The organism is Lentzea xerophila (genome assembly GCF_051094245.1).
In the GTDB taxonomy this organism is placed as follows: domain Bacteria; phylum Actinomycetota; class Actinomycetes; order Mycobacteriales; family Pseudonocardiaceae; genus Lentzea; species Lentzea xerophila.
This window is the reverse complement of sequence record NZ_CP194934.1, coordinates 4,174,373-4,197,503: the sequence shown is the minus strand read 5'-3', so window position 1 is coordinate 4,197,503 and position 23,131 is coordinate 4,174,373. Positions and strand designations below refer to the sequence as shown.

21 protein-coding genes are annotated in these 23,131 nt (G+C 70.0%); 15 read left to right on the top strand and 6 right to left on the bottom strand.

The annotated features are described in order from the left end of the window. Positions 1 to 43: 43 nt before the first annotated feature. Complete coding sequence (locus ACRSBM_RS19990; protein WP_434445133.1) at positions 44 to 439, bottom strand: ATP-binding protein; 396 nt, start codon at positions 437 to 439, stop codon at positions 44 to 46. A gap of 91 nt (positions 440 to 530) precedes the next feature. Here ACRSBM_RS19990 and ACRSBM_RS19985 point away from each other — a divergent pair, with 91 nt between their 5' ends. From ACRSBM_RS19985 to ACRSBM_RS19970, 4 genes are all read left to right on the top strand, one after another. Further along, positions 531 to 1,826: a hemolysin family protein gene (locus tag ACRSBM_RS19985; protein ID WP_434445132.1), complete on the top strand. Its 1,296-nt coding sequence runs from the start codon at positions 531 to 533 to the stop codon at positions 1,824 to 1,826. 79 nt (positions 1,827 to 1,905) lie between these two features. Further along, positions 1,906 to 2,844 carry a sigma-70 family RNA polymerase sigma factor gene (locus ACRSBM_RS19980; protein WP_434445131.1) on the top strand — a complete coding sequence of 313 codons (939 nt, stop codon included), beginning with the start codon at positions 1,906 to 1,908 and terminating at the stop codon, positions 2,842 to 2,844. Between the two features lie 161 nt (positions 2,845 to 3,005). Further along, complete coding sequence (locus tag ACRSBM_RS19975) at positions 3,006 to 4,820, top strand: S8 family peptidase (protein WP_434445130.1); 1,815 nt, start codon at positions 3,006 to 3,008, stop codon at positions 4,818 to 4,820. A gap of 55 nt (positions 4,821 to 4,875) precedes the next feature. Next, positions 4,876 to 7,656, top strand: a complete 2,781-nt coding sequence (locus ACRSBM_RS19970) for an AAA domain-containing protein (protein ID WP_434445129.1) — start codon at positions 4,876 to 4,878, stop codon at positions 7,654 to 7,656. Between the two features lie 133 nt (positions 7,657 to 7,789). Here ACRSBM_RS19970 and ACRSBM_RS19965 read toward each other — a convergent pair whose 3' ends face one another. Continuing rightward, positions 7,790 to 9,280, bottom strand: a complete 1,491-nt coding sequence (locus ACRSBM_RS19965) for an alpha/beta hydrolase (protein ID WP_434453142.1) — start codon at positions 9,278 to 9,280, stop codon at positions 7,790 to 7,792. 37 nt (positions 9,281 to 9,317) lie between these two features. Beyond that, on the bottom strand, positions 9,318 to 10,805 hold the full coding sequence (locus ACRSBM_RS19960; protein ID WP_434445127.1) for an alpha/beta hydrolase: 1,488 nt from the start codon (positions 10,803 to 10,805) through the stop codon (positions 9,318 to 9,320). 422 nt (positions 10,806 to 11,227) lie between these two features. Here ACRSBM_RS19960 and ACRSBM_RS19955 point away from each other — a divergent pair, with 422 nt between their 5' ends. The 7 genes from ACRSBM_RS19955 to ACRSBM_RS19925 all read left to right on the top strand — a co-directional run bounded on the left by ACRSBM_RS19955 (position 11,228) and on the right by ACRSBM_RS19925 (position 18,060). Beyond that, positions 11,228 to 12,211, top strand: coding sequence for a ribose-phosphate diphosphokinase (locus tag ACRSBM_RS19955; protein WP_434453139.1), 984 nt, complete (start codon positions 11,228 to 11,230; stop codon positions 12,209 to 12,211). Positions 12,212 to 12,254: 43 nt separating this feature from the next. Beyond that, positions 12,255 to 13,007, top strand: a complete 753-nt coding sequence (locus ACRSBM_RS19950) for a DUF427 domain-containing protein (RefSeq protein WP_434445126.1) — start codon at positions 12,255 to 12,257, stop codon at positions 13,005 to 13,007. A 73-nt stretch (positions 13,008 to 13,080) separates the two neighbouring features. Beyond that, positions 13,081 to 13,710 (top strand): TetR/AcrR family transcriptional regulator, encoded by a 630-nt coding sequence (locus ACRSBM_RS19945; protein WP_434445125.1) that lies wholly within the window; start codon positions 13,081 to 13,083, stop codon positions 13,708 to 13,710. Continuing rightward, positions 13,707 to 15,260, top strand: a complete 1,554-nt coding sequence (locus tag ACRSBM_RS19940) for an MDR family MFS transporter (RefSeq protein ID WP_434445124.1) — start codon at positions 13,707 to 13,709, stop codon at positions 15,258 to 15,260. Before ACRSBM_RS19945 ends, ACRSBM_RS19940 begins: the two co-directional genes overlap by 4 nt. A 96-nt stretch (positions 15,261 to 15,356) precedes the next feature. Then, entirely contained in the window at positions 15,357 to 16,568 is a 1,212-nt protein-coding gene (locus tag ACRSBM_RS19935) for a serine hydrolase domain-containing protein (RefSeq protein WP_434445123.1), read from the top strand. Beyond that, entirely contained in the window at positions 16,565 to 17,428 is an 864-nt protein-coding gene (locus ACRSBM_RS19930) for a sensor histidine kinase (RefSeq protein WP_434445122.1), read from the top strand. Before ACRSBM_RS19935 ends, ACRSBM_RS19930 begins: the two co-directional genes overlap by 4 nt. Further along, positions 17,425 to 18,060 carry a response regulator gene (locus ACRSBM_RS19925; protein WP_434445121.1) on the top strand — a complete coding sequence of 212 codons (636 nt, stop codon included), beginning with the start codon at positions 17,425 to 17,427 and terminating at the stop codon, positions 18,058 to 18,060. Before ACRSBM_RS19930 ends, ACRSBM_RS19925 begins: the two co-directional genes overlap by 4 nt. Positions 18,061 to 18,130: 70 nt before the next feature. On the opposite strand, the gene ACRSBM_RS19920 is transcribed toward ACRSBM_RS19925, so the two are convergent. After that, positions 18,131 to 19,576, bottom strand: a complete 1,446-nt coding sequence (locus tag ACRSBM_RS19920; protein ID WP_434445120.1) for an aldehyde dehydrogenase family protein — start codon at positions 19,574 to 19,576, stop codon at positions 18,131 to 18,133. A 30-nt stretch (positions 19,577 to 19,606) separates the two neighbouring features. Beyond that, positions 19,607 to 20,368, bottom strand: a complete 762-nt coding sequence (locus ACRSBM_RS19915) for an IclR family transcriptional regulator (RefSeq protein ID WP_434445119.1) — start codon at positions 20,366 to 20,368, stop codon at positions 19,607 to 19,609. Positions 20,369 to 20,467: 99 nt separating this feature from the next. Here ACRSBM_RS19915 and ACRSBM_RS19910 point away from each other — a divergent pair, with 99 nt between their 5' ends. Genes ACRSBM_RS19910 through ACRSBM_RS19895 form a run of 4 tightly spaced genes read left to right on the top strand, consistent with a single transcriptional unit; the run spans position 20,468 to position 22,582 of the window. Next, positions 20,468 to 21,205, top strand: coding sequence for a phosphotransferase (locus tag ACRSBM_RS19910; RefSeq protein ID WP_434445118.1), 738 nt, complete (start codon positions 20,468 to 20,470; stop codon positions 21,203 to 21,205). Between the two features lie 22 nt (positions 21,206 to 21,227). Beyond that, entirely contained in the window at positions 21,228 to 21,380 is a 153-nt protein-coding gene (locus ACRSBM_RS19905; RefSeq protein ID WP_434445117.1) for a hypothetical protein, read from the top strand. Between the two features lie 16 nt (positions 21,381 to 21,396). Then, positions 21,397 to 21,564 (top strand): hypothetical protein, encoded by a 168-nt coding sequence (locus ACRSBM_RS19900; RefSeq protein WP_434445116.1) that lies wholly within the window; start codon positions 21,397 to 21,399, stop codon positions 21,562 to 21,564. A gap of 22 nt (positions 21,565 to 21,586) precedes the next feature. Continuing rightward, positions 21,587 to 22,582, top strand: coding sequence for a YdcF family protein (locus tag ACRSBM_RS19895; protein ID WP_434445115.1), 996 nt, complete (start codon positions 21,587 to 21,589; stop codon positions 22,580 to 22,582). Positions 22,583 to 22,601: 19 nt separating this feature from the next. Here ACRSBM_RS19895 and ACRSBM_RS19890 read toward each other — a convergent pair whose 3' ends face one another. Then, on the bottom strand, positions 22,602 to 23,117 hold the full coding sequence (locus tag ACRSBM_RS19890) for a DUF305 domain-containing protein (RefSeq protein WP_434445114.1): 516 nt from the start codon (positions 23,115 to 23,117) through the stop codon (positions 22,602 to 22,604). Between the last annotated feature and the right edge of the window lie 14 nt (positions 23,118 to 23,131).

The window sequence follows — 23,131 nt, the reverse complement described above, 5'->3', positions numbered from 1 at the left end:
CCGTGCGATGTCATGACTTCTCTGTGCGAAACGCACAGAAGAACTATGCGTCCACCTCTGCCCAGACGGTCTTGCCGCCGGTGAATTCGCGAGTGCCCCAGCAACGGGCGAGTTGGGCGATCAGGATCAGCCCGCGGCCCCGTGAGTCACCGAGCCGTGACTCTCCCAGGTGCGGAAGCGCGGCCGGGGTGTGGTCGTCGACCTCCACCCGGACGAAGCCGGTGTGCCGTTGGACACGGAGGGATCTGGGTCCGTCGGCGTGTTCATAGGCGTTGCTGGCTAGTTCCGTGCACACGAGCAAGACGTCGAGTGTGATGTCCTCGGACAGGTCCCTCAACAGGGTTCCGACCCACACGCGCATCATGGCCAGGTCAGGGGCATCCTCGGGCAGAGAGTGCACGGTTCTCGGGGAGGCGCTCAGCACCTTTGGGGAGTCCATCTCCGTCCCACCTCGTTCGGCTGAGGCCTTCCTGGCTGCTCAAGATGGCCGTCAGGGTGCGAAATACCACCACGCGTGCTACCCCAAACGTGTGGATGGTTATGGCTTCAACCTCGCGCTGGTCGCGGTGCTCGTACTGCTCAACGCGGCGTTCGCGGGCAGCGAGATGGCTTTGGTGTCGCTGCGCGAGGGCCAGTTGCGTTCGTTGGAACGCGAAGGACACCGCACGCTCGTGCGGCTGGCGCGCGATCCGAACAGGTACTTCGCGACCATCCAGATCGGTATCACGTTGTCGGGCTTCCTGGCCTCGGCGACCGCGGCCGTGTCGCTCGCGGCTCCGGTCGTGCCGCTGCTGAGCTTCCTGGGCGGCGCCGCGAACGGTGTCGCGATCGCGCTCGTGACGGTGGTGCTCACGTTCGTCACGCTGGTGTTCGGGGAACTGGCGCCCAAGCGCCTCGCGATGCAGTACGCGGTGCGCTGGTCGAAGATCGTCGCGCGCACCCTCGACCTGCTCTCGACGGTGTCAAGGCCCGTGGTGTGGTTGCTCAGCAGGGCGACCGACCTCGTGGTGCGGATCTTCGGCGGCGACCCGAACGTCGACGACGAGCAGATGTCGACCGAAGAACTGCGTGATCTCGTTGCAGTGCAACAACATCTGAACCCCGAACAACGCACGATCATGACCGGCGCGCTGGAGATCCACGAACGACGGTTGCGCGAGGTCCTGGTGCCACGCCGTCAGGTGACGATCCTCGAAGCAGGTTTGGACACCGCCGTGGCGCGGGAAATCCTGGCGAAGTCCGGTCATTCGCGGGCGCCGGTGACCAAGGAGGGTCACCTGGACGACGTGGTCGGCGTGGTGCACCTGCGCGACCTGCTCGACGACGAGGTAGCGCTCGTGAACGTGCTGCGTGCGCCGATGGTGCTGCCGGACTCCGTGCGTGTCACCGACGCGCTGCGGCGCATGAAGTCCGAGCACGAACAGCTGGCCCTGGTGGTCGACGAGCACGGCGCGGTCGACGGCATCGTGACGCTGGAGGACCTGCTCGAGGAGATCGTCGGTGAGATCTACGACGAGACCGACTCGGACGCGGTCGCCGTACGTGCCGAGGCGGACGGTTCGATCGAGCTGCAGGGCACGTTCCCGGTGCACGACCTGGTGGACGTCGGCGTCGAACTGCGTGACCCGCCATCCGGTCCGTATTCGACGGTCGCCGGACTGGTGCTGCTGCTCCTCGGCCGTATTCCCGAACAACCGGGTGACGTGGTGGAGGTGTCGGGCTGGAAGATCGAGGTGCTGGAGGTCGAGCACCACGCGATCACGCAGGTGCGGCTGAAGCGTCGCCAACCGGATGAGGCTGAGGTCACAGGCGAAATCGCGGAATGAAGTGGGCCTCTGAACCGTTACACACAAGTGCGGCCACTTCTGGCTGCCACTCCTGCCAACGGAAACGGGGGGATTTGTCATGGCCGCAGATCTGAAGAACCGCGCGTCCGGACAGCAGGACGCGGACCTGGTCGGCCAGTACCTGCGCGACGTGGGCAGCACGCCGCTGCTCACCGCCGCCGAGGAGGTCGACCTGTCCCGGCGCATCGAGGCCGGTGTCTACGCCGCCCACCTGCTGGAGACCGGCGACACCAAGCGTGACCGCCGTTCGCTCAGGCGACTGGTCGCCCAGGGCGAGCGTGCCAAGGACCACATGATCCGCGCGAACCTGCGCCTGGTCGTGTCGGTCGCGAAGAAGCACTCGTTCCGCGGCCTGCCTTTCCTGGACGTGGTCCAGGAGGGCAACCTCGGCCTGATCCGCGCGGTCGAGAAGTTCGACTACGCCAAGGGCTACAAGTTCTCCACCTACGCCATGTGGTGGATCCGCCAGGCGATCGAAAGGGGTCTGGCCGAGCAGACCCGCACCGTCCGCCTGCCGGTGCACGTGGTGGAAGAGGTCAACAAGCTCAAGAAGATCGCGCACAAGCTGTCCGCGTCGCTCGGACGTGAGGCCACGGTCGAGGAGGTCGCCGCCGAGGCCAAGTGTTCGCCGTCGCGCGTGCAGGACATGCGCGACGCCGCCCGCACCTGTGTCTCGCTGGAGACGCCCGTGGGCGGCGAGGGCGACTCGGTGCTGGGAGACCTGATCCAGGACACCGACGGCGTGTCTGCGCCGGATCTCGTGGAACAGCAGGAGTTCACCGAGGGCGTCCGGTCCCTCCTGGACGTCCTGCCCGAACGGCAGGGCCGGATCATGCGCCTGCGCTACGGCCTGGAGGACGGGCGGTCCCGCACCCTCCAGGAGGTCGCGGAGGAGCTCGGCCTGACCCGTGAGCGGATCCGCCAGCTCGAGAAGCAGTCGCTCGCCCAGCTCAAGCAGTCGGGCGACCGGGACGAGCTTTTCGCGCTCGCCGGCTGACAACCGTACGAAAGTCGCTTGTTCTCATCGTTGTCGCAACTAAAGACTCATCACGTCCGATAACGGACTAACGCTGTTTCGCAACCGCGTGTGAACGCAATCTTGGGCCGTCGAGGGCCGGCCCGCGTTCGCACGCGGTTCCCTGCGATCAAGGAGCAGTGATGAGACAACGCACCCTGCGCACGCTCGGTGTGGCGGCTATCGCCGTCGCCGGAACCGTGTTAGCGCTCCCACAGGCTGTGGCCGCACAGCCGGAGGGGCCCATCGTCGCGGAAAGCGCGCCGAACACGATTCAGGACAGCTACATCGTGGTGCTCAAGAACACCACGACGGGCTCGGAGGTCAACGGCCGCGTCAGCGACCTGGCGTCGCGCTACGGCGGCAAGGTCGGCTTCACCTACCGGGCCGCGTTCAAGGGCTTCTCGGCCACGATGTCGAAGCAGCAGGCCAAGCGCCTGGCCGCGGATCCGTCGGTGGCCTATGTGGAGCAGGACCGGACCGTGCAGGTCCTGGCCGACCAGCTCAACCCGCCGTCGTGGGGCCTGGACCGCGTCGACCAGGCGGACCTCCCGCTCAACAGCAAGTACAGCTACAGCACCGGTGCCGCGAACGTCACCGCGTACGTGATCGACACCGGCATCAACTACGACCACGCCGACTTCGGCGGGCGCGCGACGTTCGGCTTCGACGCGTTCACCGACGGCCGCAACGGCAAGGACTGCCAGGGCCACGGCACGCACGTGGCGGGCACGGTCGGCGGCACGACCTACGGCGTGGCGAAGAACGTCAAGCTCAAGGCCGTCCGCGTGCTCAACTGCGCCGGTGGCGGCTCCGTGTCGACCGAGGCGGCGGGTGTCGACTGGGTCACCGCGAACGCCGTCCTGCCGGCCGTCGCGAACATGAGCCTCTACACCGGCACGGCGAACGAGCCGAGCCGTGTGCTCGACGACGCCGTCCGCGCGTCGATCGGCCGTGGCATCACCTACGTCGTGGCCGCGGGCAACTTCAACGACGACTCCTGCAAGTACTCACCGCAGCGCGTCACCGAGACGATCAACGTCATGGCGACGGCCCGCACCGACGCCCGTGCGTCGTTCTCCTCCTACGGCACCTGCAGCGACCTGTTCGCACCCGGCCAGGACATCGTTTCCGCGTCCTACAGCAACAACTCCGGCTCGGCCACGATGAGCGGCACCTCGATGGCGTCCCCGCACGTCGCCGGCGCGGCCGCGCTGTACCTGGCGGACAACCCGGCCAAGACCCCGGCCGAGGTGCACGCGGCGATCCTCGCCCAGGCGACCCCGAACAAGGTCACCAACCCCGGTGCCAACTCAGCGAACCGCTTGCTGCGCACCAACACCGGGGGCGTTCCCGGTGTCTCCGTGGCCAACCCGGGCAACCAGGCCACGGCCCTGAACGGCACGGCGAACCTGCAGCTGTCCGCGTCCGGCGGCACCGCGCCGTACACGTGGTCGGCGTCCGGCCTGCCGACCGGTCTGTCGATCGGGTCGTCCACCGGTGTCGTCTCGGGTACCGCTTCCGTTGCCGGCACGTACAACGTGACCGTCACGGCGACGGCGTCCGCGGGCGGTTCGGGCAGCACGTCGTTCACCTGGACGGTCGGCTCGGCCACCTGCGCCACGCAGACCAACGGCACGGACGTCGCGATCCGCGACAACGCGACGGTGTCCTCGGCGATCACCTTCAGCGGCTGCACCGGCACGGCGTCGGCCAGCAGCAAGGTCGAGGTGCACATCAAGCACACCTACAAGGGTGACCTCGTGGTCGACCTGGTGGCGCCGGACGGTACCGCCTACAACCTGCACAACCGTGCGGGCGGCAGCGCCGACAACATCGCCCAGACCTACACGGCCAACCTGTCGTCGGAGACGCGCAACGGCACCTGGACGCTCCGGGTCCGTGACGCCGCTACCGCCGATGTCGGCACCATCGACACGTGGAGCCTGACGCTCTAACTCTGTTCGAAGCGGCGTAGACGGTGGCATCGATCGTGATGGCACCATCTACGCCGTGAACGTTCCCGCCGTCCTGCGCACCCTCGCCCGGTTGAGTGCCGCCGAGCAGCCGCAGAAGGTCCAGCTCGACCTGACGAAGGCCGCCGGTCTGCTGTGGCTCGGCGACCACGAGCCGTCGTGGCGGGCGATCACGCTCGTGCAGGAGGGTCCGCATTGGACGCCGGTCCCGTGGACCGCGCCGAAGCGGTCCCGCGACGAGGTCGCGCGCCTGGCCGCGTTCGACGCGCTGCACCAGGAGGACCGGTTGCTGCGGCTGGGCTGGGCGTTCCTGGCCGGGCCCGCGCAGATCGGCGGGCAGCGGCGGCGGGTCTGCCTGCCGCTGGTGTCCCGGCCGGTGCGGCTGCACCACGGGATCGGGCTCGGCTACGCCTACCACGTCGCCGGTGACGCCGGGGTCTTCCCGCTGATCGACGACTGGGCCAGGACGGCCGAACGGGAGGCCTCACTCGCCCCGACCAGGGCGTGGATCACCGAGACGCTCCGCCAGGCCGGGTTCGAGAACGTGCCGATCGTGCACGACGACCCCAGGAAGCTGATCTCCGGCAGCGAGCTCGTCGTGGCGATGGGTGCAGGGCTGCACGCGGGCGAGCCCGTCGTGAAGACCGAACAGGGCACCGCGCTCTTCGACTGGTCGGGCAAGAAGGGCATCGACGGCACGGCGTTCGCCGCGCTCTACGGGGCCGGCATCGAACCGGACGACCGCGACGAGCCGATCAGTTCGGCGTTGCCGCTCAGCCACAGCCAGATGCGTGCGGTCGAACATGCCCGCCGTGCGCGGATCACGGTCGTCGGCGGGCCGCCCGGTGCCGGCAAGACCCACACGCTGGCCGCGTTGGCGCTCGACGCCGTGGCGGCGGGCAAGTCGGTACTGCTCGCGAGCCGCACGCGCAACGCCGCCGACGTCCTCGGTGCCGCGCTGCGCAAAGCAGGCGGGCCGGTGCCCGTGCTCTTCGGCGACTCCGAGCTGCGGCACGAGATGGCGCGGGAGCTCAGTGACGGACTGACCGCCACCAGCGATCCCGGCCAGCTGAACGAACTCGACCGCGCCCGGCGCGCCGCCGCCGCTGCCGTCGCCCGTGTCGAACGCACGGCCGGTGGGTCGCTCACGGACGAGCAACTCGCGGCCGAAGCCCGGAAACACCAGGCGTTGATGCCCTCGCACCGGGCCGTCGCACCCAAAGCCTTCGGTGCCAACGTCGACTTCGCTGAACTGCGCGGACTGCTGAGGCCGCGCACCGGATTCCTCAGTGGACTGCGCACCGGGTGGGCGTTGAAGAAGGCCCGCGGACTGACCGGCGCGGACGAGGCGTCGGCGGAGGACCTGGCGGCCGCGATCACGGCGGCTGAGCAGACCGCGGCCTCCGTCAGGATCGGTGCGAACGGCGGCACCACGTTCGCCTCGTTGAGACCGTTGCTGGCAGAGCAGGACATTGTGAGCCGGACGGCCACGGCCGCGTGGCTCAAGGAGTACGCGGTCAGCCGCAGGGGAGCGGGCGCACGCCGGGCGGTGGCGGCGCTGGCGAAGGCGTTGCGGTCGGGCCGGGCGGCACGACGGCGCGGCCTCGCCGAGATCGACAGTGCGGACCTGGTGGCGGCACTGCCGTTGTGGGTCGGCACGCTGTCCGATGTGGAGGACATCCTCCCGCCGGTGCCGGGCATGTTCGACCTGGTGATCATCGACGAGGCGAGCCACGTCGACCAGCCGCTGGCCGCGCCCGCGTTGCTGCGGGGACGGTCCGCGGTCATCGGCGGCGACCCGCGGCAGCTGCGCCACGTGTCGTTCGTCGGCGACCAGGCGGTGCAGGCGGCGGTCGACGCCGAGGGCACGCAGGCCCTGCGCGACCGGCTGGACGTGCCGAAGGTCAGCCTGTTCGACGCGGGCGCGGCGACGGCGGGCGTGCACTGGCTCGACGAGCACCACCGCTGCGCGCCGCACCTGATCGGGTTCGCGGCCACCAGGTTCTACGACGGCAAGATCGCGCTGCTGACCACGCACCCGTCCATCGCGGACGTCGACTGCATCGACACCGAACGCGTCGACGGCGAACGCACCTCGAAGGGCGTCAACCAGGCCGAGGTGGACGCCGTGCTCACCCACGTGCGCAAACGGGTCGCCGCGGGCGTGCGGTCGATCGGCGTCGTGACACCGTTCCGCGCGCAGGCCGACGTGCTGGAGGAAGCGCTGCTCAGCGAGCTGACGCTGGACGAGATCACGACCGGTGGCGTCCGCGTCGGCACGGTGCACGGCGTGCAGGGCAGCGAGTTCGACGAGGTGGTGATCAGCCTCGCCGCGGACGCCAAGCCCGGCGCCTGGCGGTTCGTGAACGACCGCAACCTCCTGGCCGTCCTGACCACCCGCGCCCGGCGGCAGGTGCACGTGATCACGTCGGCGCCCGAACCGCCCGGCCTGATCGGCGAGTACCTGCGGCACGCCGACATCGCGCCGACCGAGACCGCGGGCATCGACCCGCCGGACTCCTGGACAGCGAGTCTCGCCGCGGAGCTGCGGACCGCCGGACTGACCGTGCGCACGGGCTATCCGGTGGGGCAATGGCGGGTGGACCTGGTGGTGGGGGAGAAGGAGGACGCCGTCGCGGTGGAGACGCGCCCGCACCCGGAGGGGGTGCAGGCGCATCTCGCCCGATGGCGCGCGCTCAGCCACGCGGGCTGGCGGGTGCACGACGCGTTCGCCAGCCGGTTCGGCGACGATCCGGCGCGTGCGGCCGTGGAGCTGGCGCAGGAACTGGGGTCGGGCGGGGTGGAACGGCGCCGTTGATGCCGCACGCCGCCCACTTCGCCGTCGTGGTGGCCGGGTGGCTGGCGACCGCGTTGGCCGAAGCGGGACCGGGCGGGGCGCGCCGCTCAAGCCACGCTCCGCCCGGTCCCGCCGTCGACCTCGAACCCGGCAGCTACCGCCGCGCCGGCTTGAACAGCGGCTCAGCGGCCGCCACCGAAGGCAGGAACGGGTTCGGGTTCGCCGGGCACACCGTGCCGGCCGGCGGCAACGTGCCGTCGAGCAGGTAGGCGTTGGTGTGGTCGGTCGCGCACTTGCTCACCCCGTACGCCGTGTGTCCCCAACCCGCGTAGGCGAGCAACCGGCTGCCGGCGAGCTGCCGGTTCACGGCCTGTGCGCCGCGGAAGTCCGTGACACCGTCGAAGTGGTTGCCCACCACCAGCACCGGGGCGTTGGTGCGGGTGTGCCACGGTCCGGTGTAGCGGTCGGGGTTGGTCGGCCAGTTCGCGCACGCCGCGTTGCCCCACCACCACGCCGGCCCGAACTCCGACCCCGCTTCGGCGTAACGGGAAACCGCTCGATACGTGCCGAAGTCGCGCGGGTACTCGATGTCCGCGCACGCGTTGCCGTTGTAGGAGTCGAACCCGTTCGGGTAATCCGGTTCCGCCGCAACGGAGAGCGCGCCGGTGGACGCGTCGGACAGCTGGTCGAGGAACGCCGCGGCCTCCGGCCAGCCGCTCGGCGAGTACATCGCGCCGAGCGCGAAGCTGATCACCGCGTCGTAGGTGAACACCTGGCCGTCGAGCTCGATCGGCTTGGCGCGCACCGACTTCAGCAACGCGTCCCAGCGCTTCTCCGACTGCGGCCCGAAGACGCACTGGGCCTCGTCGCAGTTGCGCAGGAACTCCCGGAACTCCTCCTTGGTCGCGATCCGGTCGGACTCGATCTGCCGGCCGCTCGACCACAGTTCGGGGTTGAGCACACCGTCGATCACGAGCGCGCGGATGTTGTCGGGGAACAGGTTCGCGTAGGTCGCGCCGAGGAACGAGCCGTACGAGAAGCCGAGATAGCTGAGCTTGCGGTCGCCGACGGCGCGGCGCAGCAGGTCCATGTCCCGTGCCACGTCTGCGGTGCTCATGTGCCGCGCGATCGTCTGGTCGTCACGGCACTCCGGGCCGAGCGAGCGGTACCGGTCGAAGAACGGCCGTTCCTGCGCCGTCTGGTACGGGAAGGCGGGCATGCCCTCGAAGAACTTGCCGAGGTCCTCCTCGCTCGCGAAGCAGTGCAGCGGATCGGACCTGCCGACGCCGCGCGGGTCGAACCCGACGATGTCGAAGCGGCCCTGCAGGTTCGCCGACAGGGTTTCGCCGGCGCCGAACGCGAAGTTCACGCCCGACCCGCCCGGTCCGCCGGGGTTGAGGAACAGCGACCCGATCCGGCGCGCCTTGTCCGTCGCGGGTTTGCGCGCCAGCGCCACCGACGTGGTGGCGCCGCGCGGGTTGTCGTAGTCGAGCGGCACCCTGACCGAGGCGCACTCGAAGCCGGGGTGGTCGGGCCCGCAGGCCACCCAGTCGATCTTCGGGACCGCGGGAGATCCCGAGGCCTGTACAGCGGGTGTGCCGGTGATCATCAGCGCGGCCGCGGCGGCCAGCACGGTGAGACGCATCGACAAGCTCCCCTCCTTGTCCGCGGAAACGCTCTTCCTACCGGCTCGCGGCCGGTGCCGTCGACCGCCGAAAGTCGTGACCGGCCAGTTGGGACGCCGTGTCGAGGAACGGGTTCGGGTTCGCCGGGCACACCGTCCCGACCTCAGGCAACGCGCCGTTGAGCAGATACGAGTGGATGTGGTCGATGGCGCACTGACTGCGCCGGTACGCGATGTGCCCCCAGCCCGCATAGGCGAGCAGCCGGCTGTTCGGCAGCTGCCGGGCGACGGCCTGCGCGCCCTGGAAGTCCGTGGAGCCGTCGAAGTGGTTGCCCACCACCAGAACCGGCGCGGATGTGCGGGCGCGCCACGGTCCGGTGTACCGGTCGGGGTTGACGGGCCAGTCCGCGCACGCGCTGCTGCTCCACCACCAGTAGGGGCCGAACTCCGAACCCGCCTCCGCGTACCGGGCCACCGCCCGGTACGCGCCGAAGGTGCGCGGGAACTCGATGTCCGCGCACATGGTGCCCAGGTTGGCGTCGAAGAAGTTGTCGTAGTCCGGCGCCGCCGCCACCGACAGTCCGGCGGAGGCGTCCGACAGCTGGTCCAGCACCGTCGCGATGTCGGTCCACCTCTCCGAGGCGAACCCGGCGAGCAGCGCGTGCGCGACCACCATGTCGTAGGTCCACACCTGGGTCCCGAGCGTGATCGGCCGGACTCGCACCGAGGCCAGCAACGCCTGCCAGCGCTGCTTCGAGTCCGGGCCGAACGCGCACGCGGCCTCGTCGCAGAGCCGGAAGAACTCGTCGAGGACCGCGGCGGTGGCGACGCGGTCCGAGGAGATCTGCCGGCCGCTCGACCACAGTTCGGGGTCGAGCACGCCGTCGATCGCGAGCGCCCGGATGTTGCCGGGGAACATGTTCGCGTAGGTCGTGCCGATGTAGGAGCCGTACGAGGTGCCGAAGTAGGTGAGCCGGCGGTCGCCGAGGGCACGCCGCAGCAGGTCGAGGTCGCGCACGACGTCGGCGGTGCTCATGTGCCGGGCGATCGGCTGGTCGCACCGGGCCGCCAGCGAGCGGTAGCGGTCGAAGAACGGCCGTTCCTGCGCCCGCTCGTACGGGAAGATCGGCCCGGCGGCCAGGAACTCCGCCTGTTCCCGCGAGGAGCCGAAGCAGCGCAACGGGTTCGACCGGCCGATGCCGCGCGGGTCGAAGCCGACGACGTCGAACCGGCCCTGGACCCCGGCCGACATCTTCTCGCCCCACGCCCAGACGTACTCGATCCCCGACGCGCCCGGCCCGCCGGGGTTGAACAGCAGCGACCCGATGCGCCGTGCCTGGTCGGTGGCGGGCTTGCGCGTCAGCGCCACCGAGGTCTTCGGGCCGTGCGGGTCGTCGTGGTCGAGCGGCACCTGCACCGAGGCGCACTCGAAGCCGGGGTGTTCGGGGCCGCACGCGACCCATCCGATCGGTGCGGGCGCGGCATGGGCCACCGGCACGAGGGGCACCACGAGTGCCGCCACGGCGCCGAGCACGAAGAGACGCATGGGGTGTTCATAACCGCGCTCAGTCCTGCCGTCGATCCTTTTGGCGAACTCCCAGGCTGTCGGCGATCTGGTCGTGGATGGGCGTGCCCACCACGACCGGGTTCGGCGGTGGAGCCTGTGCTGCTGCGCCAGGTGGGTCCTGGTTTTCCGGCATGCGGAGGAGCCTAGGGACGCTATTCGGCCTTCAAGCACGCCAAGCGGGAAATCACTCCAGACATACCCCGAGAGGTGAACGCGGCCCCACCGATCTATACCCAGCGTGCGGTCCCGCACCCGCTATCGGGCCACCTCAGGGGTTCCCGATGGGTTAACGGGACTTGCCCAGCAACGTGGAATCTCATCGGCCGGACGCGGTGATTGCGTGATCTCGCGGCGATGCTGAACGATCGGGTTCTCCAGCAGGACGATCCAGGAGCGTGGCGATGGTCAGCGGCAAGTCGGGGGTCGCCAAGCGGCAGCTCATCCTGCTCACGGGCAGGGCGCACCCGGAGCTGGCGGAGGCCGTGGCCAAGGACCTCGGCGTCGCCATCACCCCGCAGGCCGCCTACGACTTCGCGAACGGCGAGATCTTCGTCCGCTTCGAGGAGTCGGTGCGCGGCGCGGACGCGTTCGTCATGCAGAGCCACAGCGCGCCCATCAACGACTGGCTGATGGAGCAGCTGCTGATGGTCGACGCGCTCAAGCGCGCCTCGGCCAAGCGCATCACGGCGGTCGTGCCGTCCTATCCGTACGCGCGCCAGGACCGCAAGTACGCCGGTCGTGAACCGGTGTCGGCGCGGCTGGTCGCGGACATGCTCTCCACCGCCGGGGCGGACCGGATCGTGACGGTCGACCTGCACACCGCGCAGGCCCAGGGCTTCTTCGACGGCCCGGTCGACCACCTGCACGCGATGTGGCTGCTCTGCGACCACGTCCGCGGCCGCTACCAGGGCGAGGACCTCACGATCGTCTCGCCGGACGCCGGCCGCACCAGGCTCGCGGAGAAGTGGGCCGACCTGCTGGGCGGCTGCCCGATCGCGTTCATCCACAAGACGCGCGACCCGTTGCGTCCCAACGAGGTCATGGCCAGCCGCGTCGTAGGTGACGTCGAAGGCCGCACGTGCGTGGTGGTCGACGACATGATCGACACGGCGATGACGAGTACGACGGCCGCGCGGCAGCTGCTGGAACAGGGCGCGAAGGACGTCGTCCTGGTGGCCACGCACGGTGTGCTGTCCGGCGACGCCTACGAGCGGCTCATCGCGAGCAAGGCGCGCGAGGTGATCCTCACCGACACCCTGCCGATCCCGCACGAGAAGCGCTTCCCCGGCATGACCGTGCTCAGCATCGCCTCGCTGCTGGCGCGGGCGATCCAGGAGGTCTTCGAGGACGGCTCGGTGACGAGCCTGTTCGACGGCAACGCCTGACGTTTCGGGAAGCCTGCCCGGCCGGTCCGTGTTGGTATGGGGCATGGGCGAGAACGAGCGTGGCCGGGTGCGGGTCGAGAACTCGGCGAAGCGGGTGCGTGCGTACTTCGGCGGTGAGCTGGTCGCGGACACGACCTCGCCGCGGCTGGTCTGGGAGATCCCGCACTACCCGGCCTACTACCTGCCGCTGTCCTCCGTGCGCGCCGAGCTGAAGCCGACGGGGGAGACCAGGCGCTCACCGAGCCGGGGTGACGGCGTGGTCCACGACGTCATCACGGCCGGGGGCACGGCTCCGGCCGCGGCGGTGACGTTTCCCGGCTCGCCGTTCGAGGAGCTGCGCGACCTGGTCCGGTTCGAGTTCGCGGCCATGGACGAGTGGCTCGAGGAGGACGAGCCGATCTACGTCCACCCACGCGACCCGTACAAGCGGGTCGACGTCCTGAACAGCTCGCGGCACGTGCGGGTGGCGTTGGACGGCGTGACGCTGGCGGCGTCGGCGCAGCCGCGGATCCTGTTCGAGACGAGCCTTCCACCGCGGTACTACCTGCCGTTGAGCGACGTTCGGTTCGATCTGCTCAGGCCCTCGGACACGCAGACGCAGTGCCCCTACAAGGGCACCGCCACGTACTGGTCGGTCCAGGTGAACGGGACGGTGCACGAGGACCTCGTGTGGATCTACCGTTCCCCGCTGCCGGAAAGCCAGAAAATCACTGGCATGGCGTGCTTCTTCAGTGAGAAGGTCGATCTCTTCCTGGACGGTGAGCTCCAGGAGAAGTCGCAGACACCCTGGTCATAGCCGTCGTCGGCGAGTCATTTTTCTCACACTGCAAAGTTGCAGTCGCTGCAAAACGAGCCTGTATTCTTTGCTGGTGAACCAGCCGGAGGAGAGCCTGCGCGACCGCAAGAAGCGCCGCACGCGTGCCGCGCTCGAGCGGGCGACCGTGCGTCTCGCCGCCGAGAAGGGCTACGACCACGTCACCGTGGAGGAGATCGCCGCCGAGGCCGACGTCTCGGTGCGCACGTTCTTCAACTACTTCGCGAGCAAGGACGAGGCGCTCATCGGCGCGGACCCCGAGGCGGGTCCGCGCATGATCGAGCGCATCGTGTCCGCTCCGGACGAGGTCTCGCCGTTCGAGGCGTACCGGTCTTCCGTGCTCGCCGAGATCACCGACGAGCTGAACAACGCCCGTGACCTGTGGCTGCTGCGCAAGGAAGTCCTGATGCAGCGGCCGGACCTGCTGGTCCGCGCGTTCGCGTACAACGTGGAGTCCGAGCAGCGGCTCGCGAACGCGGTGGCGCGGCAGGCGGGACTTCCCGAGTCCCACCTGTACCCGCGTCTGGTGGTCGCCGCCGGGAGCGCCGCGTTCCGCTGTGCGGTCACGCGCTGGGCCCAGGACGACAGCGTCGCGCTGGGTGAGCTCGTCGGCGAGGCACTCGACCTGTTCGGCACCGGGCTGGCTCACGTGCCGCCGCACCACCACGAAGGGGGAACCTCATGACCACCGAAGCGGAAGTAAGACCGGTCCACAGCAAACAAGAAGTCGTCCAGGCCATGTGGGGCCTGATGCTCGGCATGTTCGTCTCGATCCTCGCCAGCACCATCGTGTCGAACGCGCTGCCGCGGATCGTCTCCGAGCTGAAGGGCTCGCAGTCGATCTTCGCGTGGATCGTGACGGCCGAGCTGCTCGCGATGACGGCGACCGTGCCGTTGTGGGGCAAGCTCGCCGACATCTACAGCCGCAAGCTGCTGATCCAGGCGTCGCTCAGCCTGTTCGTGGTGGGGTCACTGATCGCGGGCTTCTCGCAGAACATCGAGATGCTCATCGTCAGCCGCGTGGTGCAGGGCCTGGGCGCCGGTGGTGTCACGGCGCTCGCGACGATCGTGATGGCGGCGATGATCCCGCCGCGCGAGCTCGGCAAGTACTCCGGCATGTTCGGCGCCGTGTTCGGCGTCGGCACCGTCGCGGGACCGCTGATCGGCGGCGTCCTCGTCGACACCTCCTGGCTGGGCTGGCGCTGGTGCTTCTTCATCGGCATCCCGTTCACCCTCGCCGCGATCTACATGCTCCAGCGCACCCTGAAGCTGCCGGTCGTGCGCAAGGAGGAGACGAAGATCGACTACCTGGGCGCGTTCCTGATCGTGTCCGGTGTCTCGACGCTGCTGATCTGGTCCTCGCTCGCCGGTCAGAAGTTCGACTGGTGGTCCGGCTGGACCGCGGGCCTGGTGTCGCTGGGCGTCCTGCTGCTGGTCGCGGCCGTCCGCGTCGAGGCCACCGCGCACGACCCGATCGTGCCTCTGTCGATCTTCCGCAACCGCACCGTCTCGCTGACGACCGTCGCCAGCGCCCTGGTGGGTGTCGCGATGTTCGGCGGCACGGTGTTCCTCTCGCAGTACTTCCAGCTCTCACTCGGCAAGACGCCGACCCAGGCCGGTCTGCTGGGTCTGCCGCTGATCTTCGGTCTGCTGATCTCGTCCACCGTGGCCGGACAGCTGATCACGAAGTTCGGCAGGTGGAAGGCGTTCCTGGTGTCCGGTGGTGTGGTCATGGTCGGCGGCATGCTGCTGCTGTCCACGATCACCGCCCAGACGACCGTGTTCATGGTGTCCGTGCACATGTTCGTGCTCGGCGTCGGCGTCGGCCTGATGATGCAGAACCTGGTGCTGGCGGCGCAGAACGACGTGCCGGCCAAGGACCTCGGCGCGACCACGTCGACGCTGACGTTCTTCCGTTCGCTGGGTGGCGCGATCGGTGTCTCGGCGCTGGGCGCCGTGCTCGCCAACAAGGTCTCGTCGCTCACCGCCGAGAAGTTCGGCGCGATGGGTGGTGGCGACGGTGGTGGCCACCAGGTGCCGGACATCTCGGTGCTGCCGCCGGAGGTCAAGGCCGTGATCGCCGAGATCTACGCGACGGCGACGGCGGAGATCTTCCTCGTGGGCGTGCCGTTCGCGGTGCTGGCGCTGCTGGCGGTCGTGTTCATCAAGGAGAAGCCGCTGAAGGAGACGAGCGGCGACGACCGGCTGGCGGCGGAGATGGCCGCGGGTCACTGATCGTCCTGGTGCGGAGCGGACCCCTGACTTTCGTCGGGGGTCCGCTCTGTCTTTCGGGTCGGGTTTCCTCGCCCGTTGATCCTTACGTTCTCTCCCATGAGCATCTGGGGCGCAGCACTCACGCTGCTGGTGTCGGCTTATCTGGGCGAGGCTTCGTATCCTGGCGTCGCGGTGGCGATCACCCAGGGGGACCAGGTGATCGCCGTCCAGGGGTTCGGGCACGACTCGACCGGCGCGCCGATCACCGGGGACTCGAAGATGGCGATCGCCTCGGTCAGCAAGTCGTTCACCGCGCTGGCGGTCCGGCAGCTCGCCGACGCCGGCAAGATCGACCTGGACCGCCCGGTCCTCGGCTCGCGCGTCACGCCGCGGCAGCTGCTCAGCCACATGTCGGGCATCAGCGACCGCACGTTGCCGGAGAAGAGCCTGCCGCAGCCGGGTAGTCCGGCGGAGGCGGTGGAGCGCGCGGCGGAGGTCCTGCGGGACGCCGTGCCCGACGGCCAGTTCCGCTACACCAACACCAACTACCACCTGGCGGCACGGCTGGTCGAGCTGGCTTCGGGCGAGAACTTCAACTCCTACCTGCGCGAGCACGTCTTCGTGCCGCTCGGCATGCGGGACACCGTCGCGATCGACGTGACACCGCGCGACCTGCCGCCCGACTACCGCAAGGGCCACGGCTACGCCTACGGGTTCTCGGTCCCGCTGACCGAACCGGACCGGTTCGTCGCGGGATCGGACGGGGTGATCAGCACGGCCGCGGACATGGCGAAGTGGCTGGCGGCGCAGGAGAGGGTGAAGCCGCTGGACGGGCTGGGCTGGGAGGCCGACCGGCAGGGACGGTTGCGGCACAGCGGGATCTGGTTCACGAGCACCGCCGGGCAGCTGCTGACGGCGTCCGGGCACGGGATCGCGGTCATGTCGAACAGCGGCGTCACGCTCGGCAACGAAGGCACCTACGAGCTGGAGAACGGGATCGCCGACGTCCTCGACGGGAAGGAGCCCGGCGAACTCTCCTCGTACCGGCTGCTGATCGACCTCGTGCTGGCCGGTTTCACACTGGTGTCCCTGGCGCTGGGGGTTCGGGCGCTGCGGCGGCCTCGCCGGTTCGCCAAGGCGTGGCAGGTGCTGAGGTTCGCGCCGCTGGGCGTGCTGCTGGCAATGCCCACGTTGGTAGGCCTGCTGTACGGCGGCGGGCGTGACATCACTCTCCTCCAGTTCGCGCATTACTCGCTGCCGCTTGTGGTGTGGTTGGGCGTGTCCAGCGTGATGAACATCAGCGTGGCGGTCGTGAGGTGGACGCGATGAGGATCTTCGCACTGGCGGCCTGCGTCGCGACGGCTTTCGCCATGTCCTACTTCATGACCGAAACCGTGCCGCCGTGGACGGTCGCGGTGTGCGTCGTGACGTTCGTCGCGGCCTTCCTGCTGGGCCGCAGGATGGCACCGGGCTGGCCCGCGATCATGTTCGCCGCGGCGGGTTTCATCGGGTTCACCCAGCTCATCGTCGTGGGGTTGGCGGTGGCGTTGCCGTGGTTCCTCGGCCGGGTCGCCGGTCAGCAGGCCGCACTGGCCGCGGCCGAGGTCGAAGCCGCGCACCTGCGAGAACGCACTCGGATCGCGCACGAGGTCCACGACACGCTGGGCCACGAGCTCAGTCTGCTCGCCCTGCAGGCGGGCGCACTGGAGATGACCCTGCCCCCGGAGCACCAGGAGGCCGTCGCCCAGCTCCGGCTGACCGCCTCCGCCGCCACGGAACGCTTGGCGGACCTGGTGTTCCTGCTGCGCGACGGTGACCCGCCCTCGGTGGTCGACCTGCGGGACCTCGTGGACCGTGCCGTGGCGGCGGGGATGCGGGTCGAGTTCACCGTGGAGGGTCCGCTTCCGTCCTCTGTGGAGCCCACCGTGCGCCGGGTGGTCCAGGAGGCGTTGACCAACGCCGCCAAGCACGCGCCGAAGTCCGTGGTGTCGTTGAGGGTGACGTCGGCCGAGGGCAGCACCGTGGTGGAGGCGGGCAACGACGCCGGGTTGCGCCGGGGCACCGGCAGCCGGTTGGGGCTGATCGCGTTGCGGGAACGGGTGCGGCTCGCGGGAGGTACCCTCCGGGTCGGCCGGAGCGACGGCAGGTTCGAGCTGGTGGCGACGGTGCCGCACCTGGGGGAGTTGTGATTCGCGTTCTGCTGGCCGACGACGAGGCGATGGTGCGCGCGGGTGTGCGCGCCATCCTCGGTTCCGACCAGGGGATCGAGGTCGTGGCGGAGGCGTCCGACGGTCGCGAGGCCGTCGACCTGGCGCTGAAGCACCGGCCCGACGTCGTGCTGCTCGACATCAGGATGCCGCGTCTGGACGGGCTGGAGGCGGCTCGTGAGCTGACGCGGCTCGGCTTCGGCGTGGCGATGCTGACGACGTTCAACGACGACGGCTACCTGGAACGGGCGCTGGACGGCGGCGCGCGCGGGTTCCTGCTGAAGTCGGGCGATCCGCGCGAGCTGATCGCGGGAGTGCACGCGCTGGCGTCCGGCGGCGCCTACCTGGCGCCCAAGGTGGCGGCCAGGATGATCACCCGGTTCCGCGGCGGCAGGGTGGGACAGGCGCGGTCACAGGTCGAGTCGCTGACCGCGCGGGAACGCGACGTGCTGGCGTTGCTGGGCGAGGGCCTGTCGAACGCGCAGATCGCCCGGCGCCTCGACCTGGTCGAGGGCACGGTAAAGGGGCACGTGAGCGCCATCCTGACCCGGCTCGGCGCGCAGAACCGGGTGCAGGCGGCGATCGTGGCGCACGAGGCAGGCCTGACCGCCTGACGTCCCGCGCCGGAACTCCGGCACCGGCAACCCACTCGAGAACGGGGGTGACCGGCGGCCCGAAGTCGTTCTAGAACGGGAAGTGGCCGTGCTCGCTCGCGACGGTGACCCAGCGGGTCGCGGAGAACGCCTCGATGCCCCAGCGGCCACCGAACCTGCCGTACCCGCTGGACTTCACCCCGCCGAACGGCGCCTGCGGCTCGTCGTCCACCGTCTGGTTGCCGACGTGCACGATGCCGGTGCGGATGCGTCGCGCGAGGGCGAGGCCGCGCCGGGAGTCCTCGGTGAGGATGCCCGCGGCGAGGCCGTGCTCGGTGTCGTTCGCGATGGCCACGGCCTCGTCGTCGTCGGTGACGGGGACGACGATGACGGCCGGGCCGAAGATCTCCTCCTGGAAGATGCGCATCCGCGGCGTGACCTGGTCGAGCACGGTGGCGCCGCCGGTGCCGCCCGCCCGGACCCGAGCGCCGTTCTCGACCGCCTCGGCGACCAGCGCGGCCACGCGGCCGGCGGCGCGCGGGTTGATCACCGGGCCGATGACGGTGCCGGGGTCGGCGGGGTCGCCGTGCGGCAGCGAACCGACCTTGGCGGCGAGCTTCGCGGTGAACTCCTCGGCGACCGATCGGTGCACCAGGACGCGGTCGGTCGACATGCAGATCTGGCCGGCGTTGTTGAAGGCGCCGAACGTCGCCGCGTCGACCGCGTGGTCGAGGTCGGCGTCGTCGAGGACCAGCAACGAGTTCTTGCCGCCGAGCTCCAGCACCGCCGGCTTGAGATGTTGTGCCGCAAGGGTTCCGACGATCCGACCGACCTCCGTGGAGCCCGTGAAGTTCACGGCGCGCACGCGGCGGTCGGTGATGAGGGCCTCCGCGACCGGGGCCGCGTCCGCGGGCGCGTTCGTCACGACGTTGACCACGCCCGCCGGCAGCCCGGCCTCGTGCAGCACGTCCGCGATCAGCAACCCGGCCGCGATCGGCGCGTCCTCGCTCGGCTTGAGCACCACGGTGTTGCCGGCGGCGATCGGCGCGGCGACGGCCCGCGCGCTGAGGATGATCGGCGCGCTCCACGGCGCGAACGCCGCGACCACCCCGAGCGGCTCCCTGACCGCGAGCGACAGCAGGCCGGGCGTCTCCGTCGTCAGCACCTCGCCGACGGGCTGGGTGACCGCCGCGGCCGCCTCGCGCAGGATGTTCGCCGCGAGCATGACGTTGAACCCGGCCCACCCACCGGCACCACCGACCTCGGCCGCCATCAGCGCGACGATCTCGGCGGTCCTGGCCTCCAGCCCGTCGGCGGCGCGCAGCAGGATCCCGCGTCTGGCCGACGGCGACGTCGCCGCCCAGCCCGCGAAGGCCGCCTGCGCCGCGTCGACGGCCTGCGTGACGTCCGCGGGCCCGGCGGCGGCGACGACGGCGTGGACCTCACCGGTGAAGGGGTTGAGGTCGTCGGTGGTGCGGCCGTCGAGCGCGGGTACGCTTTCGCCGCCGATGAAGAGCTCACGTTTTTCGCTTGCCACGGTGGAGGATTCAAGCGGTAAGCGACTGGATCATCCAGACCCGTCTTCCGGTGGGTGGAAAGTGGGCTCCAACATCCGCGCGATGCCGCGCGCCGCGACCTGCAACGCCGCCACCAGCCGCGCCCGCACGTTGCGCAGGTCCGGCACCACGATCCCGAGCGCCGCGATGACGTGCCCCTCCACTTCCACCGGCACCGCGACACTGCACGCCCCGAGCGTCATCTCCTCGAACGTCTGCGCGTACCCGTCGCGCCGGATCCGGTGCAGCTGTGCCCGCATCCGGCCCGGCTCCGTGACCGTGAACGCCGTCATCCGGGTCAGCCCGCGGGCCAGCACCTCCTCCTGCACCTCCGCCGGCGCGTGCGCGAGCAACACCTTCCCGACCCCGGTCGAGTGCAACGGCAACCGGCTGCCGGTCGTGCTCACGATCGGCACCGACGCGTGCCCGGACACCCGGTCGAGGTAGAGCACCTCGGTCCCCTCCCGGACCGCGAGGTGCACCACCGCCCGCGTGGCGGCGTGGATGTCGTGCAGGAACGGCTCCGCGACCCGGCTCAGGTCGACCTCGCCCGCAGCCAGCAGCCCGAGCCGCCAGATCCGCCGCCCGATCACGTACTCACCGGACTCCAGGCGCCGCACCGCACCCCATTCCGCGAGCTCGGCCAGCAACCGGTGCGTGGTGCTGATCGGCAGCCCGCTGCGCCGCGCGATGCCGCTGAGGGTCTGGCGGCGGTGGCGGCTGTCGAAGGTGCCGAGCAACGACAGCAGCTTGGAGGAGACGGTGGCGGCCACAGCGAGATTCTGCACGGTGCACGCCAGGTCAGCCGGGGAGGAGCGCGCACGGGCGAAAGTCGCTTCGGACGCGCGGTCCGTCCTGGTAACACTGGGCGCGTGACGTACCTCGGTGAGGGCTGGGACAGCATCGCCGTCCTGGTCGGCGGGCGCTGGGTGGAACGGCGGCCGCGCCGCCCCGGGATCGGGCCGCAGCTCGTGCGCGAGTCGGTGGTGATGCCGTGGCTCGCGCCGAGGCTGCCGCTGCCCGTTCCGGTGCCCGTGGTCGTGTCCGAGGAGCCGTTGGTCGTCCGGCACGAGCTGGTGCCCGGTGAGGAGGTCGTGGAGTTCACCGCGGTGCAGGGCCGGCAGCTGGGCGAGTTCCTGCGAGCGCTGCACGCGGCGCCCGTCGCCGAGGCCTCCCGGCTGGGAGCCGGACCGATGTCGTTGCCGATGGCGCGCTTCCGGGCGGAGGTCCGGGTCCCCGGCGGCGAACGGCTCCTCGCCAAGATCGGCGGCCTGCCCGCGGACACGCTCGTGCACGGTGACCTCGGGCCCGAGCACGTGCTGGGCCGCGACGGTGTGCTGACCGGCGTGATCGACTTCGGCGACCTGCACGTCGGCGACGCGGCGATCGACCTGGCGTGGGCGCTGCACTCCACCCCACCCGAGTTCGCGAACGCCCTCGCCGAGACCTACGGCGTCACTCCACGACTGCGCGAGCGGGCGTTGATCTGGCACCAGCTCGGTCCGTGGCACGAGGTCCTCCACGGCAACGACATCGGAGATCCCGAGGTGGTGAGGATTGGGCTGGCTGGAGTACAGGAGCGGCTCGCGATCGGGGTACCCCCTGGCTGACCGCCACTGTCAGGAGGACGAGATGCCCTGGGTCAGCCGCCACCGCCGCAGCGCCCCGAACAGCTTCTTCCGCACCACCACGGTCCGCAGCCACTACCGCAGGCCGCAGCGGGGGATGTGGATCCCGATCGCCGTCGCGATCGCGCTGATCGTGCTGCTCATCGCTCTGTTCTGAGGGTAACCTCGCGAGCATGGGACAGTTGGGTGAGTTGTTCCCCGGACCCAAGGTCCGTCGTGAGGCGACGGACGCGGGCACCGGCGAGGACTACGAGGAGACCGGTCCGCTCGACCTCACGGCGGGCGCGGTGACGTTGAGGCCGCGTCCGAAGCCTGCGGCGGAGCCCGAGAGCAGCGAGTGATCACCGGCCTTATCCTTGGCCGGTGCTAGCCAGCGTCCTCTTCCTCATCCCCGCCGCGTTCTTCGTCTACGGGATGGTGCGCGACCGCCGCCGGCTGAGCAATGCGATCTGGCTCGGCATCTCGCTGGTGATGCTGTTGTTGCTGCTCGCCGAGGCCGGGCAGGACAACCCGGTGGTGAGCCTGCCGTTGCTGCTCGGGTTCGCGCTGGCCGTGCTGGGACTGCTGCTGCTCCCGCTCGCGCTGCTGGCCAACGGCCTGGTGATGCTCCGCCGCGAGGGCAGGTCGCTGGCCAACCTGCTGTCGTTGCTCGCGGGCCTCGCCCTGCTCGGCGAGATGGTCTACTTCGCGTGGGGCATCACCCAGCCCAGCGACTGGATCCGCGGCATCGCGATCGGTCTGTTCCTGGTGTCGGCGTACATCGCGTTCCTGTTCGTGAGCCTGTTGCTGTACTCGGTGATCTATGGCCGCACGGGCCGCCGCCACGGGTTCGACGGCATCGTCGTGCTCGGCGCCGGCCTGATCGGATCACGGGTGCCGCCGCTGCTCGCGAACCGGCTCGACCGCGCACTGCGGCTGTACCGGCGCGACCGCGAGGCGGGGCGGTCACCCGTGATCGTCGTGTCGGGCGGGCAGGGCGCGGACGAGGACGTGTCCGAGGCCTTCGCGATGCGCAGCTACCTGCTCGAACGCGAGGTGCCCGCCGACGACGTGGTGCTGGAGGACCAGGCGACCACGACCGAGGAGAACCTCCGCTACAGCAAGGCGTTGCTCGCCGAGCGGGGTCTCAACGGCCGGGTCGTCGCCGTCACGAACAACTACCACGTGTTCCGCACCGCCGTGCTCTCGCGCAACCAGGGCCTGCGGCTGCAGGTCATCGGCGCGCCCACGGCGTGGTACTTCGTGCCGAGCGCGTTCCTGCGGGAGTTCGTGGCGCTGCTGGTCCGCAACCCCGTCGTGCACGGCCTGGCGTGCGCCGTGCTGATGGCGGGCGGGCTCGCGCTGACCCAGATCGGGTAGCTCACCCGGATCGGTCAGCTCACAGGGTCTTCAGCAGATCCTTCATCTCGGTGATCTCCTGCTGCTGCCCGTCGATGATGGCTTGGGCGAGTTTCCTGGCGTTCTCGTCCTTGCCCTGGCCGACCTCGGTCCTCGCCATCTCGACGGCACCCTCGTGGTGCTTGATCATCATCTCGAGCCACAGCCGGTCGAACTCGGCGCCGGTGAGCTGCTCCAGCTTCGCCATGTCGTCGTGGCTCATCATCCCGGCCATGTCGTGGCCTTCGTGCTCGTTCTTAGTCGTCGCGCCCCACTGCTTCAGCCACTCGTTCAGCTGAGTGATCTCCGGGCCCTGCGCCTTCTCGACGCGGGCGGCCAGGTCGCGCACCTTGTCGTTCCCGCTGCGGGACGGCACGAGTTCCGCCATGTCCAGCGCCTGCTCGTGGTGGGGGACCATGCTCTGCGCGAACGTCACGTCGGCAGCCGAGTTCGCGGGACCGCCGCAGGCGCTCAGAACGAGCATGCCGACGACAGCCCCGATGAGGGACTTCTTCACGGTTGTCTTCTTCT